Below are 15,746 nucleotides of genomic sequence, written 5' to 3'. Positions count from 1 at the left end.
CGATGGCTAAGATCATTGGCGGACTGGCGGTGTCACACACCCCAACCATCGGTTTTGCAGTAGACCACAACAAACAGAACGAAACGGCCTGGGCGCCGATTTTTGACGGTTTCGCCCCGATGCAGCAATGGCTGGAAGAGAAAAAACCGGACGTGTTGCTGTATGTCTTCAACGATCACGTGACCTCGTTTTTCTTCGATCACTATTCGGCATTCGTGCTTGGCATTGACGACAGCTACGCGGTAGCCGATGAAGGCGGTGGCCCGCGTGATTTGCCGCCGATTCGAGGCCATGCGGCGCTGTCGCAACATATTGGAGCCAGCCTGATGGCCGACGAGTTTGATATGTCGTTCTTCCAGGATAAACCTCTCGACCATGGATTATTCTCCCCGTTGTCCGCCCTGCTGCCGTGGCAGAACGGCTGGCCAATGCAGGTAGTGCCGCTGCAGGTCGGGGTGCTGCAGTTCCCGATCCCTTCAGCCCGCCGCTGCTACAAGCTCGGTCAGGCGCTGCGCCGGGCGATCGAAAGCTTCCCGGAAGACTTGCGCGTCGCGGTGGTAGCCACCGGCGGCGTCTCGCATCAGGTGCATGGCGAACGTTGCGGTTTTAATAACCCGCAGTGGGATGAACAGTTTGTCGACTTGCTGGTTAATGATCCGCAGCGCCTGACCGAAATCACGCTGGCGGAGTACGCCACCCTGGGTGGGCTGGAGGGCGCGGAGGTGATCATGTGGCTGATTATGCGCGGTGCCCTGTCGGCCAACGTCGAAAAACTGCATCAGGCCTATTATCTGCCTTCCATGACCGGCATCGCCACGCTGATCCTGGAAAACCAGACGCGTGAAGCACCGGTAGATGTCCATCAGCGCCAGCGCGACAAAATCAACCTGCAACTGGCGGGGGTTGAGAAACTGCCGGGTACCTATCCCTTTACCCATGCGCGCAGCCTGAAAGCCATCCGTATCAACCGTTTCCTGCACCGGCTGATCCTGCCGGCCTGGCGCGAACGTTTCAATAACGCCCAGCAGGCGCTGTTCGACGAAGCACAGCTCACCCCTGAGGAACAACAACTGTTGCGCGAACTCGACTGGCGCGGACTGATCCATTATGGCGTCAGTTTCTTCCTGTTGGAAAAGCTCGGGGCAGTGGTCGGGGTATCCAACCTGCATATCTACTCGGCGATGCGTGGCCAGACGCTGGAAGAATTCCAACAAACCCGCAATCAGCAAGTGTTGTATTCCGTCGCGGGGAAAGCGCCAAAATGACTATTTTTGACCAACCGAAAATTGACTGCCACCACCATATTTTCGACCCTCAGCGTTTTCCCTACGTGGCGGACAGCGGTTACAACCCGGAAGGCCACGAGCTGGCGACGCTGGAACACTACCGCGCGGTGATGCAGGCCTACGGTATCCGCCACTCATTGATTGTCGGCCCGACGTCGGCTTACAACACCGATAACCGCTGCCTGCTGGCGGCACTGGCCGCTGGCAAAGGCCGTCACAAAGGTATTGCCGTGGTGCCGCGTGAGGTGGACAGCCAAACGCTTGCCGGATTGCAGGCGCAGGGCGTGGTCGGCATCGCGCTTAACGTGGCGATGCTCGGCGTCGAACCTTTCTTGCAGCTGGATCGGCTAATGGGTCAACTGGCAGAACTGGAAATGTTCGCGCAAATCCAGGTGCAGGACGACCAGTTACCGGCGCTAATGCCGTTGCTGGCACGCACTCGTACCCGGCTGCTGTTCGACCATTCTGGTCGGCCGGACATCAGCGCAGGTCTTCAACAACCGGCGTTTCAGGCCCTGTTGTCGTTGGCACAGCGTGAGCACACCTACGTCAAGCTTTCCGGCCTGGCCAAGTTTTCACGTCGGCACTATCCGTTCAGCGACGCTCAGCCTTACCTGTTGGCGCTGCTAGCGGCCTACGGCGGTGAGAAATGCATGTGGGGGTCGGACTGGCCTTTCCTACGCGCCACCGAACGCATGGATATGGGCACGCTGCTGATGCTGGCCGAACAGATGTTCCCCGACGCACAGACGCGCCGGCAAATTTTATGGCAGACGCCGCAGCGGCTGTTTGGTTTTAGCGATGATCGGAGTCATGATGAAAACCATTTACGTGCTCAATGGCCCAAACCTTAACCTGTTAGGCACCCGTGAGCCTGAGACCTACGGAACCGACACGCTGGCGACCATCGAACAGCTGTGTCGCAGCACCGCCACCGAACTGGAATGTCGGCTGGAGTTTCGCCAAACCAACCATGAAGGTGAAATGATTGACTGGATCCAGCAAACGCACGGCAAGGCACATGCGCTGGTGATCAATCCGGCAGCCTGGACGCACACCTCGGTGGCAATACGTGACGCTGTCACGGCAGTGGCCTTGCCACTGTTCGAGGTGCACATCACCAACGTGCACAAGCGCGAACCGTTTCGCCACCATTCCTACCTGTCCGACGTGGCCAACGGCGTGATTTGCGGCTTTGGCATTCAGGGATACCGTTACGCGCTGATGCAAGCGGCGCAGCTTTAGTCCATACAGACCTCGCGCAAGCAGGCAATCAATGCTTGCGCCGCCGGGGAATGAAGGCTGCCCGTACGGCAGATCAGGCCAATGGCGCGACCGGTATCAGGCAGCGCCATTGACAGTTGAACCAGTTCGCCGGAGGCCAGCTCATATTCCAACTGGTGGGCGGATACTGCCGCCAGCATGTCTGAATTGAGCAGCAAGCCTCTCACCAACGCCAAATCACCGGTTTCCACCACCGGGCTGGGCGCCGGGATATTCATCGCCAGGAAGCAGCCGTCCAGCAAGCGCCGCGCCGGAGTGGCAGAGCGTGGCAATATCCAGCGCGCCGACCTCAACTGTTCAGGCCTTAACCCCGGAACCGTCAGCGGATGGCCGCGACGTGCCAGTAGTACCATTTCCTCGGTAAACAGCGTTTCACTGTACACGTCGGCGGCATAATCGCTGGCGCGCAGGGCGCCAAAAATAAAATCGATATCCCCGGAACGCAGCTCGGTGACCAGGGCCTCAAAGGCACTTTCGTTGGTCACCACGCTGACCCCCGGATAGCGGGAGGTCAGTTGGATAATGGCCTGCGGCAACAGCCGGGTACGCCCCAACGGTAATGCCCCCACCCGTACTCGCCCCTCCAGCACCCCGCGGCGGGCAGCGATATCAGCGGGAATATGTTGCAGTTCATTCAGCGCACGGCGAATGTTGGCTTCGATTTCACGGCCGGCCAGCGACGGCACCATCCCCTGTGGCGTGCGCTCCAGCAACGGCACTCCGGCACCGTTTTCCAGCACCTTGAGCGCGGCGCTGATCGCCGGCTGGCTAAGTCCGAGCAGCGTGGCGACGGTTTGCATATGTCGGGTTTCACACAGGCAGACGAAAATCTGCAATCGCCGCACATTGAACAGGTACAAGGGTTCAGGATCGCCCCGCGTCTGCATACCCTTGCCCTGCAAGCGCTTTAGCAGCGCCGGTATCTGGTGCAATTCATCAATCGCCCGCCGGGCTCGCGGCAGCACGCATTTACCAAAGTCGGTCAGCAGCATGCCGCTGGCGTGGCGTTCAAACAAGGGTGCCGCCAGTTTCTGCTCCAAATCACGGATCGAGCGGGTGATCGCTGACTGGGTTCGGAATAGCTCATCGGCTGCGCGCGAGACGCTACCCTGGGTCACTACCTGACTGAATGCCCTGATTTGCATCAGGTTTGTCAGCAGGCTCTCATCATAGTCCATCGCATCATCTCCTTTCCCCGTGGCTGGCAATATAAATAAAACGCATACCTGCTGCAATCAAATGAATTATCCGCCGCCCGCCGGAGCTGACAGCATGAGGTCATTATACCCAGTCAAGGAATCCGATAATGAACTCAGTAGCTTCAAACAAAACCGCCCTGGTAGTCAGCGCCCATTCCGCCGATTTTGTCTGGCGCGCCGGCGGTGCCATCGCCCTGCATACTCAGCTCGGCTATCAGGTCCATGTGGTTTGCCTGTCGTTTGGCGAAAGGGGGGAGTCCGCCAAGCTGTGGCGTAAAGGCCAGATGACCGAAGACAAAGTAAAGACATCCCGCCGTGACGAGGCCCACGCCGCCGCCGAGATCCTGGGCGCCAGCATCGAATTCTTTGACATGGGTGACTATCCGCTACGGGCCGATAAAGAGGCGCTGTTCCGCCTGGCCGACGTGTTCCGAAAAGTACAGCCGCACTTTGTGCTGACCCATTCGCAAAAAGATCCGTACAACTACGATCACCCATTGGCCAGCCACCTGACTCAGGAAGCCCGCATTATCGCCCAGGCGGAAGGCTATCGCCCAGGTGAAGCCATCGGCGGCGCGCCACCGGTCTATCTGTTCGAACCGCATCAGCCGGAACAATGCGAATGGAAGCCGGACGTGCTGCTGGATATCACCGAAGTCTGGGACAAAAAATACCAGGCAATCCAGTGCATGGCCGGTCAGGAACACCTGTGGGAATACTATACCCGCGTCGCCCAGCAGCGCGGCGTGCAGGCCAAACGCAACGTTGGCATCACCAGCAGCAAAAATATCGTTTACGGCGAAGGCTACCAAAGCATCTTCCCGCGCGTAACAGGAGAACTGGCATGAGCCTGATCGGTAAAAAAGGCGTGGTGATCCGCAATATCCCACGGGCAAACGCCAACACTCTGGACGCCCTGGCCGAATTTGGTGTAGCCACGGTGCATGAGGCGCAAGGTCGCAAAGGCCTGCTGGACCCGGTAATCCGCCCCATCCAGCAGGATCGCGGGATTGCCGGCAGCGCGGTGACGGTGTTGGTCGCCCCCGGTGATAACTGGATGTTTCACGTGGCGGTTGAGCAATGTCAGCCCGGCGACATTCTGGTGGTCGCCCCCACTTCCCCGTGCGGTGACGGCTACTTCGGCGATCTGCTGGCCACTTCACTGAAAGCGCGCGGCGTGCGCGGCCTGATCGCCGACCTCGGCGTGCGTGATACTCGCACCCTGCGGGAAATGGGCTTTCCGGTCTGGTCACGAGCGGTGTATGCCCAGGGCACGGTGAAAGAGACTTTGGGTTCAGTCAACGTCCCGCTGATTTGCGCCGGACAACTGATTTATCCCGGCGATGCGATGATCGCCGATGATGACGGCGTGGTGGTAGTGCGACAAACCGAAGCAGAACAGGTACTGGTAGCCAGCCGTCAGCGTGCCGAGCTGGAAGAGAGCAAACGCCTGCGCATGGCCGGTGGCGAACTGGGGCTGGATATATACCAGATGCGCCCACGGTTGGCGGAAAAAGGCCTGACATATTACGACTCACTGGATCTGCTGGAGGATTGACATGCGCCAACGCCGGATCCCCTGTTTACTGATGCGCGGTGGTACCTCCAAAGGGGCCTTCTTTCTCGCCGGGGATTTGCCCACCGACCCGAACCAACGCGATCGAGTCCTGTTGGCGGTGATGGGTTCCCCCGACCTGCGGCAGATTGACGGCCTCGGCGGCGGTGATCCGCTGACCAGCAAGGTGGCAATCGTTAACCGCTCACAACGTGATGATGCCGATGTCGACTACCTGTTCGCCCAGGTCAGCGTTGACCAACCGCAGGTGGACTACGGCCAGAACTGCGGCAATATCCTGGCAGCGGTGGCTCCGTTCGCCATCGAACGCGGGTTGGTTAAGCCCGGCCCGACGTCGACCGAAGTGCGGATCTTCATGCAGAACACCGGGCAGATTGCTCTGGCCCGCATCGCCACGCCCGGAGGTGAAGTGCAATACGACGGGGATCTGGCCATTGATGGCGTACCGGGCCGCGCAGCGGAAATCGTACTGACCTTCAGCGATATTGCCGGTTCCAGCTGCGGCTCGTTGCTGCCGACAGGCAATCCGCAGGACAGCTTTGACGGCGTGGCGGTGACCTGTATCGACAACGGTATGCCGGTGGTGTTGCTGCGTGCGGCGGATGTCGGCCGCAGTGGCTATGAAACCCGCGAACAACTGGATGCCGATCAACAACTGAAAGCCCGTCTGGAGAGCATCCGCCTGCAGGCCGGGCCAAAAATGAACCTCGGTGATGTCAGCCGTCGCACGGTGCCCAAAATGACCCTGATTGCCGAAGCGCGTCACGGTGGCACCCTCAGCAGCCGTACCTTTATCCCCCACCGCTGTCATGCCTCAATCGGTGTGCTGGGCGCGGTCAGCGTTGCCACCGCCTGCCTGATCCCCGGCAGCGTCACCGAGGGTCTGGCCCAGGTCAGCGATGGCGCAGAGCTGCGTCTTAGCGTTGAACACCCCAGCGGCGAGTTCAGCGTGTTGCTCCAACGCGATCCAACCCAAAGCGGCGCGGCCTCACTACTCGGTGCCGGTTTACTGCGCAGTGCACGGCTGATTTTTAGCGGTGAAGTCTGTATTCCCGGCGCGGTATGGCCTCAATAATCAAGGAGCATCCATGAGCTTAGCTCTCCCCTCCGTAGCATTAGTCGGCTTTGGTGAAGTCGGCGGCATTCTGGCGCAGGAGCTGCGCGCGCAAAACATTACCGTCAGTGCTTTTGACCCGCAAGCCTCATTGGCAATGGCAGAAAAAGCGGAGGCCTGCGGGGCTCACTTCGCCGCGACGCTGCCACAGGCGCTGGAAGGGGCAACGCTGGTGTTTTCCGCCGTCACCGCCGCCAATACGCTACGGGTTGCACAGCAGTGCGCGCCGTTGCTGCACCCGGGCCAAACCTTTCTCGACCTCAACTCTGCGGCTCCCAATACCAAACGCGCCGCCGCCGAAGCAATCAGCGCCAGCGGCGCGGTTTACGTGGAAGTCGCGGTGATGGCCCCGGTTCCGCCCAAGCGTTTGAAAACGCCCCTGCTGCTGGGCGGAACCGGGGCCATGCCGGTTAGCGCCCAGCTCAACGCCCTGGGGTTCAACAGCCAGGTCTACAGCTCTCACATCGGGGAAGCCTCGGCAATCAAAATGTGTCGCAGCGTCATGATCAAGGGGCTGGAAGCCCTGACCACCGAATGCCTGCTCGCCGCCCAGCGTTACGGTGTCGAACAGCCGGTACTCGATTCCCTGCACGCCAGCTTCCCGTCACTGGGTTGGGACCAGCAGTTTCCCCACTACCTGATCAGCCGGATTGCGGAGCACGGTAAGCGCCGTGCCGAGGAGATGCGCGAAGTGGTGCAAACGCTGCGGGACGTTGGCATTGAGCCACACCAAAGCCTGGCGACCGTCGCCAGCCAGCAGGGACTGGTGGACGCCATGAGCGCCCAAAGGCTGGCCTATTCGGAACTGACGCCTTTCGTTTGGCAAACCGCATTGGGCAAAATTTACCCCACCGGTGATTAACATCAAAAAAACCAAAATATTTCACCTGCCGAAGATTGTTAACAATCTCATAACGGCGTATTTTGTACCAAATGATTCATAGCAAGCTAATTATCTGCCTATTTGGGGGCTATACTGCCCTCTTTTCACTGGAAAACAATGCGATGAAATATCTCTGCTCTTCCTTTGGCGCTCTGGCCCTGATGGCATTAGCCGGCACGGCATCCGCCGCACAACTCAATAACACCCAGGCAAATCAGGTGATCGCCAGCGTGCAGTCAACCCTGAAATCGCAAAACAGCTTCGGCTGCGTAGCCGTGGTCGACAGCAGTGGCACGTTGCTGGCCTTCCAGCGTTTCGATGGTTCCCCGTTGGGCTGCGTCGATGCCTCCATCGGTAAAGCGCGGACCTCCGCGCTGTATCGTGCACCCACCTTAAAATTTATGCAGCGGCTGCAAAACGGTGAAAACACCGTACTGAGCATTCCGCACGTGGTGGCACTGGGCGGCGGTTATCCACTGACGCTCAACGGCGAAGTTGTTGGTGCTGTCGGTGTCAGTACGCCGAAGCAGGAGATTGACAACCAGGCATCACAAACTGCCGCTGAGGCATTGAAATAACCACGGACTGACCTCCCTCTCAAGGAGCACACTATGATTTCAATATCACGCCGTCGGCTGGTGCTGGGGTCTGCGGGGCTGTTGGTCGCAGGCGTTATGAGCCAGAATCTACTGAGCCAAACCGCTTTTGCCCGGTCGCAACCGGCCGACATACCGGACAATTTTCTGGCCATTTCTCGGCTGCTGACCGGCATTCCGCTGCCGGATCCGCAGTTGGCGCAACGGTTGTATACCGCGTTACAACCCCTGTTCCCGCAGATTGAACGGCAGATTGGGCTACTGGCCGAGCTGATGACGCAACATGTCGATCTGAACGGCGAAACCTTCCAGGCATGGCTCCAACAGCAAACTGCACCGCTCGCGGCGCTGTACCACTCGTTAATGACCGGTTGGTATCTCGGTGTGGTCGGCGATCCGGCCAAACCGAGCTGTATCGCCTTTGAAAACATCGTCAGCTACCAACAGGTGCGTGGCACCTTAAGCCCACCAAGCTATTGCCCCGGCGAACCCAATTTCTGGACTCACCCCCCACGTAAGGAGACTGCGCATGTCTGATTCATTAAACGCCGACGTGGTGGTGATTGGTGCAGGCATTGCCGGTTCGCTGGCAGCCTTGAAAATGGTGCAGGCCGGAGCTTCGGTGCTGATGCTGGAGTCGGGGCCAGAAATCAAACGTGACGAGGCCGTCGAGCTGTTTCGCAACTCGCCGTTCAAAGGCGATTTCACCGAACCCTATCCGCCAGAACCCTGGGCACCGCAGCCAAAATTTATCCCGACCGACAATAATTATCTGATCCAGAAAGGCCCGGACCCGTACCGTGCCCAATATTTACGTGGTGTTGGCGGTACCACCTGGCACTGGGCCGGGCAAGCTTTCCGCCTGCTACCGAACGATATGCGGCTGAAAAGCCGGTACGGCGTGGGCCGTGACTGGCCAATCAGCTATGAACAGCTGGAGCCTTATTATTGCGAAGCGGAATACCAGATGGGCGTCTCCGGCGACAGTGAATTGGACTCACCGCGTTCACGCCCCTATCCGCTGCCCGGCATTCCTCTGCCTTATGGTTTTGAACGGATCAAGCAACGTATCGCCGGGTTGGGCTATCAGGTGGGGATCGGCCCACAGGCGCGTAACAGTGTGCCTTATGACGGTCGCCCGGCCTGCTGCGGCAACAATAACTGCATGCCGGTCTGCCCGATCGACGCACAGTATCACGGTGGCATTTCGGCGCGTAAAGCGTTAGCGGCCGGAGCGCGAATTATCGCCAATGCGGTAGTGCATCGTATTGAGGCCAATGAACAGGGCCAAATAGTGGCGGTGCATTATCTCGACCGCAACAAGGCCAGCCACCGCGTCACCGGCAAACGCTTCGTGCTCACCGCCAACGGCATTGAAAGCCCAAAGATTCTGCTGATCTCCAGCAGCGAACGCTACCCGAACGGCATCGCCAACGGCTCCGGTATGGTGGGCCGCAACCTGATGGACCACCCCGGCAGTTCGGTGGAGTTCTACGCTGATGAGCCAGTCTGGTTTGGCCGTGGCCCCATGCGCCCCGGCAGCATCAATAACCTGCGTGATGGTGCCTTCCGGGCGGAACGCTCGGCGCTGCGTGTGGATCTGTCCAATACCTCCCCGGTGCGTTACCTCACCGAACGCCTGATCCGCCAGGGTTACTACGGCAAGGCACTGAACGACAAGCTGGCCTTCCAGTCCGAGCGTTACGTGCAACTGAAATGCCTGCTGGAAATGCTGCCGGAGCCGGAAAACCGTGTCCAATTGAGTAAAACCGAGAAGGACGCCTGGGGTATTCCCAGACTGGAGGTTTACTACCAATTCCCGGACTACGTTCACCGTGGCTATGACCAATCGATGCTCGATTTTCAGCGCATCGTCAAGCAAATGGGAGGCAGCGAAGCGGTCTACAGCAAGCGCGGCGTATATGACAACAACCAGCACATTACCGGCACCATGATCATGGGCCACAGCGGCAGCGACTCGGTGGTGGACGGCGACTGTCGCAGCCACGATCACCCCAATTTGTTTATCGCCGGTACCGGCGTGATGCCTTCCGCCTCGACCGTTAACTCAACGTTGACCGGCGTCGCATTGGCACTGCTGATGGCAGACCGGGTGCTGGAAAGCCTGAAAGGAGGCATGGCGTGAAAAAAACCTTACTGGCGTTGCTGCCGTTGCTGGTCAGCAGCCCTCTTTGGGCGCAGCCTAATGGCGACGAACAGATCAACCGCGGCGAATATCTGGCGCGTGCCGCCGACTGTACCGCCTGCCACACCGCGCCGGGCGGCCCGGCGTTTGGCGGTGGCTATCCGGTCAATACTCCGTTCGGCGTGATTTATGGCACCAATATTTCCGCCGATAAACAGTTCGGCATCGGCAACTGGAGCGACGATGAATTTGTTGCGGCGGTGCGCGACGGCATCGGCAAAGACGGCAGCCAACTTTACCCGGCGATGCCTTACGACGCCTTTACCAAAATGACCCGCAACGACGTGCTGGCGATCAAGGCTTATCTGCTGTCACTACCCGCGGTAAAACAGGCCACGCCGAAAACCGATCTCTCCTTCCCGTTCAATCAGCGCTGGGGAATGCGTTTCTGGAAATGGTTCAACTTTGGCCAGGGTGAGTTAAAACCCGATCCGGCACAGAGTGCACAGTGGAATCAGGGCCGTTATCTGGTCGAAGCCCTGGCCCACTGCGGCACCTGCCATACCCCGCGTAACCTGACCATGGGCATGGACAGCGACAAAGCCTTCGCCGGTGGCGATCTCGGAGCCTGGACTGCCTATAACATCACGCCCGACAAAAACGCCGGTATCGGCAACTGGTCACAGCAGGATCTGGTCGGTTACCTGAAAACCGGCAATACACCGGGCCGTGCGTCGGCGTCCGGCCCCATGGCCGAGGCGGTCGAACACAGTTTGCAGTACCTGCCGGAGACGGATCTGCAGGCGATTGCGGTTTATCTGCGCAGCGTACCGGCCATCGCCGATGCGCAGCAAAGCCGGCCACGGGACAGTTGGGGCAACGCATCACAGGATTATCTTGACCGACGCGGTGCAAGCCCCTCTTTGCAGGACGGTGCGGCGCTGTTTAACGGCAATTGTGCCACCTGCCATGGTGCAGGAGGGGGCGGCATCGGCAAAGGGTTCCACGCCTATCCCTCGTTGTTTAACCATGGCAGCACCGGGGCGGCCGAGGGGAATAATCTGGTTTCAGTGATCCTGGGCGGCGTGCACCGTGACATGCAGCAAGGAGAGATCCTGATGCCGTCATTCGCCAGCGAACTCAGCGACTCGCAGATTGCGCAGTTGAGCAACTACATCAGCACACAGTTCGGTAACCCTGCGGCGGCCAACGTCAGTGCCAAACAGGTGCAGAAACTGCGCGCCGATGCCGGACTCCCCCAGCCACCAACGGTTTTGCAGGGGGATAAGCCTTAATCGCACCGTCAGTCCAACCACACCAGGGCAATGCCCTTGCTCTGGTGAAGCCCCACTCACAGTTCCCGCTGAAAATAATTGATTGTTTTGCCATAAGAATTTAGAACTGACTGACAATAATTCAAACGCTGGGGATGGGGATGAGCACACAAACGACGGTGATTGACGCACGTCAGTCACGGCAGGCATTACTGGCCGGATCGGTCGGCAACTTTATCGAGTGGTATGAATTCGGCGTTTACGGTTTTCTCGCCACCGTGATCGCCGCCAACTTTTTCAGCCTGCAGGGTGAAAGCGAAATCACCAGCCTGATCCTCACCTACGCCGCCTTTGCGCTGGCTTTCTTCTGTCGGCCGATCGGCGCGGTGATTTTCGGTCGCATCGGCGATCGCATTGGTCGCAAACCGACGCTGATCGCGGTATTGCTGCTGATGACGGTAGCCACGGCGTTGATTGGTGTAATGCCCACCTACGCCTCTATCGGTGTTGCCGCCCCACTGCTGCTGACGCTGTTGCGCATGTTCCAGGGGCTGTTTGCCGGCGGTGAGTTCGGCGGCGCGGTGTCGCTGATGACCGAATTCGCGCCCAAGGGCAAACGCGGTCTGTTCGGCGCCTGGCAATCGCTGACCGTCGCGTTCGGGCTACTGGCTGGTGCCGGGTTGGTGGCACTGCTGGCCGCGTTATTGACGCCGGAACAGCTGCACGATTGGGGCTGGCGCATTCCCTTCCTGTTGGCACTGCCAATGGGCGCAGTGGCATTGTGGCTGCGGTTGAAACTGCAGGAAACGCCCACCTTTACCCAGGCACAGCAAACCCGTAGCGCGACGACGCAGCCACCGGCAGTAAAACTGAGCGGCGTAGCAAAAACCATTGTTCTGGGTATTGGCCGCATGATGGGCTGGTCCGCCGCCGGTTACACCTTTTTGGTGGTGATGCCCTCCTACCTGCAAACCTCGCTGCACGCCACCTTCCAGCAGGCGCTGGTTGCCACGGTACTGGCCAACGTCGGTTTCGCTCTGACCATTTTGCCTGCCGGTATCCTCAGCGATAAGCTGGGACGCAAAACGGTGATGCTGACGGCGGTGGTGGCGGTTATTCTGTTTACCTTCCCGCTGCTGCACCTGTTGCAGGACCCGCAAAGTTCACTGCTGACCAAAGGTATCGCGGTGATGATTGCCGGTGCGGTGGTCGGCTTGCTGGCCGGTCCCGGCCCGGCCATGTTGGCAGAAATGTTCCCCACCCAGGTGCGTTATACCGGTCTGGGGCTGGCCTACTCACTGTCCAATGCGGTGTTCTCAGGCTCCGCCGGGCTAATCATCACCGGGCTTATCAAGCAGACCGGCAACCTCGATATCCCGGCTTACTACGTGGTAGCGACCTCAGTGGTCAGCCTGTTCGCACTGATGACTCTGCGCCGCGACGATCATCTGCGTTCGCTTAACGAAGGTTAATCCCTGTCGGGCGCCCTGCGCGCCCTGTTTTCTCTTCGGTGATTTTGATCACACCCGCAAAATGTTAACGTTAACTTTTGTGATTAACATCGCAACCCCTCACTTTGATGGCTTTATTTGGTTCAAAGTTAACGTTAACAATGGAGCCAATTTCATCCATCAGGGCATCCCACATGAACCGCGAAACAAAAAAATATTATGTGCTCCTCAGCGGCCTGTTGTTTTTCTTCTTCTTTACCTGGTCGTCCAGCTTTTCACTGATCTCTATCTGGCTGAACCAGAAAATCGGCCTGAAAGGGACAGAAACCGGGCTGATTTTCGCGGCAATGTCAGTCATGGCGTTGTGCGCCCAACCGCTGTACGGCTTTATTCAGGACAAGCTTGGGCTGCGTAAGCACCTGCTGCTGTTTGTCGGCGTGCTGCTGTTGCTCACCGGCCCGTTTTTTATCTACGTCTACGCCCCGCTGCTGCAGAGCAATCTGGTGGCCGGCGCACTGGTGGGCGGCGTGTTTGTCAGCCTGGCTTTCAATGCCGGTATCGGCGCGCTGGAATCCTATACCGAACGAGTCAGCCGCATTGTCGGTTTCGAATTCGGCCGGGCGCGCATGTGGGGGTCATTGGGATGGGCCAGCGCGACCTTCTTTGCCGGCTTTAACTACAATATCAACCCCAATATCAACTTCTGGATCGCCTCGGCCTCGGCGGCGGTGTTCCTGCTGTTGCTGTGGCAGGTTCGCGAGCTGAAACCCAACGCCATGGCCGGTCTGGAATACGGCAAGCCGGAAAATCTCAAGCTGCAGGACGCCCTGGCCCTGCTGCGCCTGCCGGGGTTCTGGGCGCTGGTGGTGTTCGTGCTCGGCACCAGCATCTATGGCGTGTTTGACCAACAGTTCCCGGTGTATTTCGCCTCGCAGTTCCCCACCCACGAGGAAGGCAACCGCATGTACGGTTTCCTTAATTCGCTGCAGGTGTTTCTGGAAGCCGGCGGCATGTTCCTGGCCCCACTGCTGGTCAACCGCATTGGCATAAAGCAAAGCCTGTTGCTGGCCAGCAGCGTGATGGCGCTGCGCATGGTCGGTTCCGGTTTTGCCAGCGGCGCACTGATGATTTCCGCCATGAAACTGCTGCACGCCGTGGAATTGCCCATCCTGCTGGTGGCGATGTTCAAGTACATCACTACCCGTTTCGACAGCCGTTTGTCTTCCACGCTGTATCTGGTGGGTTTCCAGTTTATCAGCCAAATTGTCGCCGGTTTTCTGGCCCCACTGGCCGGTTATGGTTACGACCGCATCGGCTTTGCCGACACCTATTTGCTGATGGGCTGCGCGGTAGCCGGTACCACGCTGATTTCCTGCTTCCTGCTGCGCGGCGAGACCGTCGCCAGTGCGCCTCAATTTCAATCCACGTTAAAATCAAGTGAGCCTACCCAATGAAAAATGCCTTAGCTCAAGCCGATCATGCGGTCGAAGCCCTGCGCGCTCAACGTCAGGATCTCTACTACCCGCGCTTTCATCTGGCACCGGCCGCCGGCTGGATCAACGATCCCAACGGCCTGGTGTGTATTAATGGCGTTTATCACGCGTTCTACCAACACCATCCCTACGACCAGAACTGGGGGCCGATGCACTGGGGCCATGCCACCAGCCGCGATCTGGCGCACTGGCAACACCAGCCGATCGCTCTGGCCCCCGGCGACGACTATGACAAAGACGGCTGTTTCTCCGGCTGCGCAGTGGATGATAACGGCGTTCTGACGCTGCTCTATACCGGTCACGTCTGGCTGGGCAAAGCCGGTGATGACGACCAGGTGCGCGAAGTACAGTGCCTGGCCACCAGCGAGGACGGGATCCATTTTGTTAAACACGGGCCGGTGCTGTTGCCGCCGGAAGGTATTGAGCACTTTCGCGATCCTAAAGTTTGGCGAGCCAATGACCACTGGTGGATGGTAGTCGGTGCCAAAGAGAACGGGCTGGGGCAGGCGCGTCTTTATCGCTCCAGCGACCTGCGCGACTGGCAGTTCGACCGCGTGCTGAGCGGAGCGCAGACGCTGAGTCAGGGCTTTATGTGGGAGTGCCCGGACTTCTTCCCGCTGGGCGAAAAACAGGTTCTGTTGTTTTCACCACAGGGGCTGGCGGCCCAGGGTTACCGCAATCGGAACCGCTTCCAGAGCGGCTATTTGCTCGGCCACTGGCAGCCGGGTGAGGATTTTGGCATCACCCAACCTTTCTGCGAACTGGACAACGGGCACGATTTCTATGCGCCGCAAAGCTTCACCGCCGCCGATGGCCGCCGCATGCTGTTCGCCTGGATGGACATGTGGGAATCCCCGATGCCGAGCAAAGCGCACGGCTGGGCCGGCGCACTTACCCTGCCGCGCGAATTGACGCTGGCAATCGATGGCAATGTGTTGATGAACCCTGCGCGGGAACTGACGGCGTTGCGCGGTCAGCCACATTCGTTCGCTGCGGTCACATTGAGCAACCAACGGCAAGCTCTGGGCAGCGAAGTGCAAGAATTGGCGTTGACCCTGAACCTGGCCGACAGTGATGCCGAACGCTATGGCATCGCCATCGGCAACGCGGCAAGGCTGTACGTCGACAATCAGGCCCATCGTCTGGTGTTGGAGCGGTTTAGTGAGGAGCCTGGTCTGTGCGGCTGTCGCAGCATCCCCCTGCCGGAAGGGGACGAACTGTCATTACGAGTCTTTATTGATCGTTCATCGCTGGAGGTGTTCGTCAATCAGGGCGTGGCCTGTCTGACCAGCCGCATCTACCCGGCCGACGGCCAACGCGGCGTTAGCCTGTTTGCCGAAAGCGGACAGGCGCAGTTTGCTGCATCACAGGGCTGGGCGCTGGAAAGCATCTGGGACTGACCGTCCGGTTAATGGTAGGGGCGCCGCATGCTGCGCCCCATCGC

The 15,746-nt window shown here is 59.1% G+C and carries 15 protein-coding genes; 14 read left to right on the top strand and 1 reads right to left on the bottom strand.

The window, feature by feature from the left end; genetic code table 11:
- Positions 1-2: 2 nt before the first annotated feature.
- The 3 genes from E5C26_RS10525 to aroQ are packed head-to-tail and all read left to right on the top strand — an operon-like array spanning position 3 to position 2,531.
- Positions 3-1,265 (top strand): gallate dioxygenase, encoded by a 1,263-nt coding sequence (locus E5C26_RS10525; protein WP_135316248.1) that lies wholly within the window; start codon positions 3-5, stop codon positions 1,263-1,265.
- Positions 1,262-2,140, top strand: coding sequence for an amidohydrolase family protein (locus E5C26_RS10520; RefSeq protein ID WP_135316247.1), 879 nt, complete (start codon positions 1,262-1,264; stop codon positions 2,138-2,140). The genes E5C26_RS10525 and E5C26_RS10520 overlap by 4 nt, the downstream gene beginning before the upstream one ends.
- On the top strand, positions 2,103-2,531 hold the full coding sequence (aroQ, locus tag E5C26_RS10515) for a type II 3-dehydroquinate dehydratase (protein WP_135316328.1): 429 nt from the start codon (positions 2,103-2,105) through the stop codon (positions 2,529-2,531). The genes E5C26_RS10520 and aroQ overlap by 38 nt, the downstream gene beginning before the upstream one ends.
- On the opposite strand, the gene E5C26_RS10510 is transcribed toward aroQ, so the two are convergent.
- Entirely contained in the window at positions 2,528-3,748 is a 1,221-nt protein-coding gene (locus tag E5C26_RS10510; RefSeq protein WP_135316246.1) for a LysR family transcriptional regulator, read from the bottom strand. The genes aroQ and E5C26_RS10510 overlap by 4 nt on opposite strands.
- A 128-nt stretch (positions 3,749-3,876) precedes the next feature.
- On the opposite strand from E5C26_RS10510, the gene galB reads away from it, so the two are divergent.
- From galB to E5C26_RS10455, 11 genes are all read left to right on the top strand, one after another.
- Complete coding sequence (gene galB / locus E5C26_RS10505; protein WP_135316245.1) at positions 3,877-4,617, top strand: 4-oxalmesaconate hydratase; 741 nt, start codon at positions 3,877-3,879, stop codon at positions 4,615-4,617.
- Positions 4,614-5,327 carry a 4-carboxy-4-hydroxy-2-oxoadipate aldolase/oxaloacetate decarboxylase gene (locus tag E5C26_RS10500; protein WP_135316244.1) on the top strand — a complete coding sequence of 238 codons (714 nt, stop codon included), beginning with the start codon at positions 4,614-4,616 and terminating at the stop codon, positions 5,325-5,327. The genes galB and E5C26_RS10500 overlap by 4 nt, the downstream gene beginning before the upstream one ends.
- A 1-nt stretch (position 5,328) precedes the next feature.
- Complete coding sequence (locus E5C26_RS10495) at positions 5,329-6,420, top strand: 4-oxalomesaconate tautomerase (RefSeq protein WP_135316243.1); 1,092 nt, start codon at positions 5,329-5,331, stop codon at positions 6,418-6,420.
- Between the two features lie 13 nt (positions 6,421-6,433).
- Positions 6,434-7,321 carry a DUF1932 domain-containing protein gene (locus E5C26_RS10490; RefSeq protein ID WP_135316242.1) on the top strand — a complete coding sequence of 296 codons (888 nt, stop codon included), beginning with the start codon at positions 6,434-6,436 and terminating at the stop codon, positions 7,319-7,321.
- Positions 7,322-7,464: 143 nt separating this feature from the next.
- On the top strand, positions 7,465-7,920 hold the full coding sequence (locus E5C26_RS10485; RefSeq protein ID WP_409513904.1) for a GlcG/HbpS family heme-binding protein: 456 nt from the start codon (positions 7,465-7,467) through the stop codon (positions 7,918-7,920).
- Between the two features lie 33 nt (positions 7,921-7,953).
- Positions 7,954-8,475: a sugar dehydrogenase complex small subunit gene (locus E5C26_RS10480; RefSeq protein ID WP_135316241.1), complete on the top strand. Its 522-nt coding sequence runs from the start codon at positions 7,954-7,956 to the stop codon at positions 8,473-8,475.
- A complete protein-coding gene (locus E5C26_RS10475; protein ID WP_135316240.1) occupies positions 8,468-10,084 on the top strand; it encodes a GMC family oxidoreductase in 1,617 nt (538 codons plus the stop codon). Before E5C26_RS10480 ends, E5C26_RS10475 begins: the two co-directional genes overlap by 8 nt.
- Positions 10,081-11,379 carry a c-type cytochrome gene (locus E5C26_RS10470; RefSeq protein ID WP_135316239.1) on the top strand — a complete coding sequence of 433 codons (1,299 nt, stop codon included), beginning with the start codon at positions 10,081-10,083 and terminating at the stop codon, positions 11,377-11,379. Before E5C26_RS10475 ends, E5C26_RS10470 begins: the two co-directional genes overlap by 4 nt.
- Before the next feature lie 140 nt (positions 11,380-11,519).
- Positions 11,520-12,830: an MFS transporter gene (locus tag E5C26_RS10465; protein WP_135316238.1), complete on the top strand. Its 1,311-nt coding sequence runs from the start codon at positions 11,520-11,522 to the stop codon at positions 12,828-12,830.
- 173 nt (positions 12,831-13,003) lie between these two features.
- Positions 13,004-14,263: an MFS transporter gene (locus E5C26_RS10460; protein ID WP_135316237.1), complete on the top strand. Its 1,260-nt coding sequence runs from the start codon at positions 13,004-13,006 to the stop codon at positions 14,261-14,263.
- Positions 14,260-15,702: a glycoside hydrolase family 32 protein gene (locus tag E5C26_RS10455; protein ID WP_135316236.1), complete on the top strand. Its 1,443-nt coding sequence runs from the start codon at positions 14,260-14,262 to the stop codon at positions 15,700-15,702. Before E5C26_RS10460 ends, E5C26_RS10455 begins: the two co-directional genes overlap by 4 nt.
- Positions 15,703-15,746: the final 44 nt, after the last annotated feature.

The sequence above is a fragment of the Serratia proteamaculans genome (genome assembly GCF_004684015.1).
Taxonomy (GTDB): domain Bacteria; phylum Pseudomonadota; class Gammaproteobacteria; order Enterobacterales; family Enterobacteriaceae; genus Serratia; species Serratia proteamaculans_F.
Note: the sequence above shows the minus strand (reverse complement) of the source record. Positions and strands in the feature narration are given on the sequence as shown.

What these genes read in the sequence shown, in the direction of transcription:
- galB (WP_135316245.1), top strand. Translation starts at nt 3,877, where the DNA reads ATGAACTCAGTAGCTTCAAACAAAACCGCCCTGGTAGTCAGCGCCCAT.
- E5C26_RS10460 (WP_135316237.1), top strand. Translation starts at nt 13,004, where the DNA reads ATGAACCGCGAAACAAAAAAATATTATGTGCTCCTCAGCGGCCTGTTG.
- E5C26_RS10490 (WP_135316242.1), top strand. Translation starts at nt 6,434, where the DNA reads ATGAGCTTAGCTCTCCCCTCCGTAGCATTAGTCGGCTTTGGTGAAGTC.
- E5C26_RS10525 (WP_135316248.1), top strand. Translation starts at nt 3, where the DNA reads ATGGCTAAGATCATTGGCGGACTGGCGGTGTCACACACCCCAACCATC.
- E5C26_RS10475 (WP_135316240.1), top strand. Translation starts at nt 8,468, where the DNA reads ATGTCTGATTCATTAAACGCCGACGTGGTGGTGATTGGTGCAGGCATT.
- E5C26_RS10510 (WP_135316246.1), bottom strand. Translation starts at nt 3,748, where the DNA reads ATGGACTATGATGAGAGCCTGCTGACAAACCTGATGCAAATCAGGGCA.
- E5C26_RS10495 (WP_135316243.1), top strand. Translation starts at nt 5,329, where the DNA reads ATGCGCCAACGCCGGATCCCCTGTTTACTGATGCGCGGTGGTACCTCC.
- E5C26_RS10500 (WP_135316244.1), top strand. Translation starts at nt 4,614, where the DNA reads ATGAGCCTGATCGGTAAAAAAGGCGTGGTGATCCGCAATATCCCACGG.
- E5C26_RS10485 (WP_409513904.1), top strand. Translation starts at nt 7,465, where the DNA reads ATGAAATATCTCTGCTCTTCCTTTGGCGCTCTGGCCCTGATGGCATTA.
- aroQ (WP_135316328.1), top strand. Translation starts at nt 2,103, where the DNA reads ATGAAAACCATTTACGTGCTCAATGGCCCAAACCTTAACCTGTTAGGC.
- E5C26_RS10480 (WP_135316241.1), top strand. Translation starts at nt 7,954, where the DNA reads ATGATTTCAATATCACGCCGTCGGCTGGTGCTGGGGTCTGCGGGGCTG.
- E5C26_RS10520 (WP_135316247.1), top strand. Translation starts at nt 1,262, where the DNA reads ATGACTATTTTTGACCAACCGAAAATTGACTGCCACCACCATATTTTC.
- E5C26_RS10455 (WP_135316236.1), top strand. Translation starts at nt 14,260, where the DNA reads ATGAAAAATGCCTTAGCTCAAGCCGATCATGCGGTCGAAGCCCTGCGC.
- E5C26_RS10465 (WP_135316238.1), top strand. Translation starts at nt 11,520, where the DNA reads ATGAGCACACAAACGACGGTGATTGACGCACGTCAGTCACGGCAGGCA.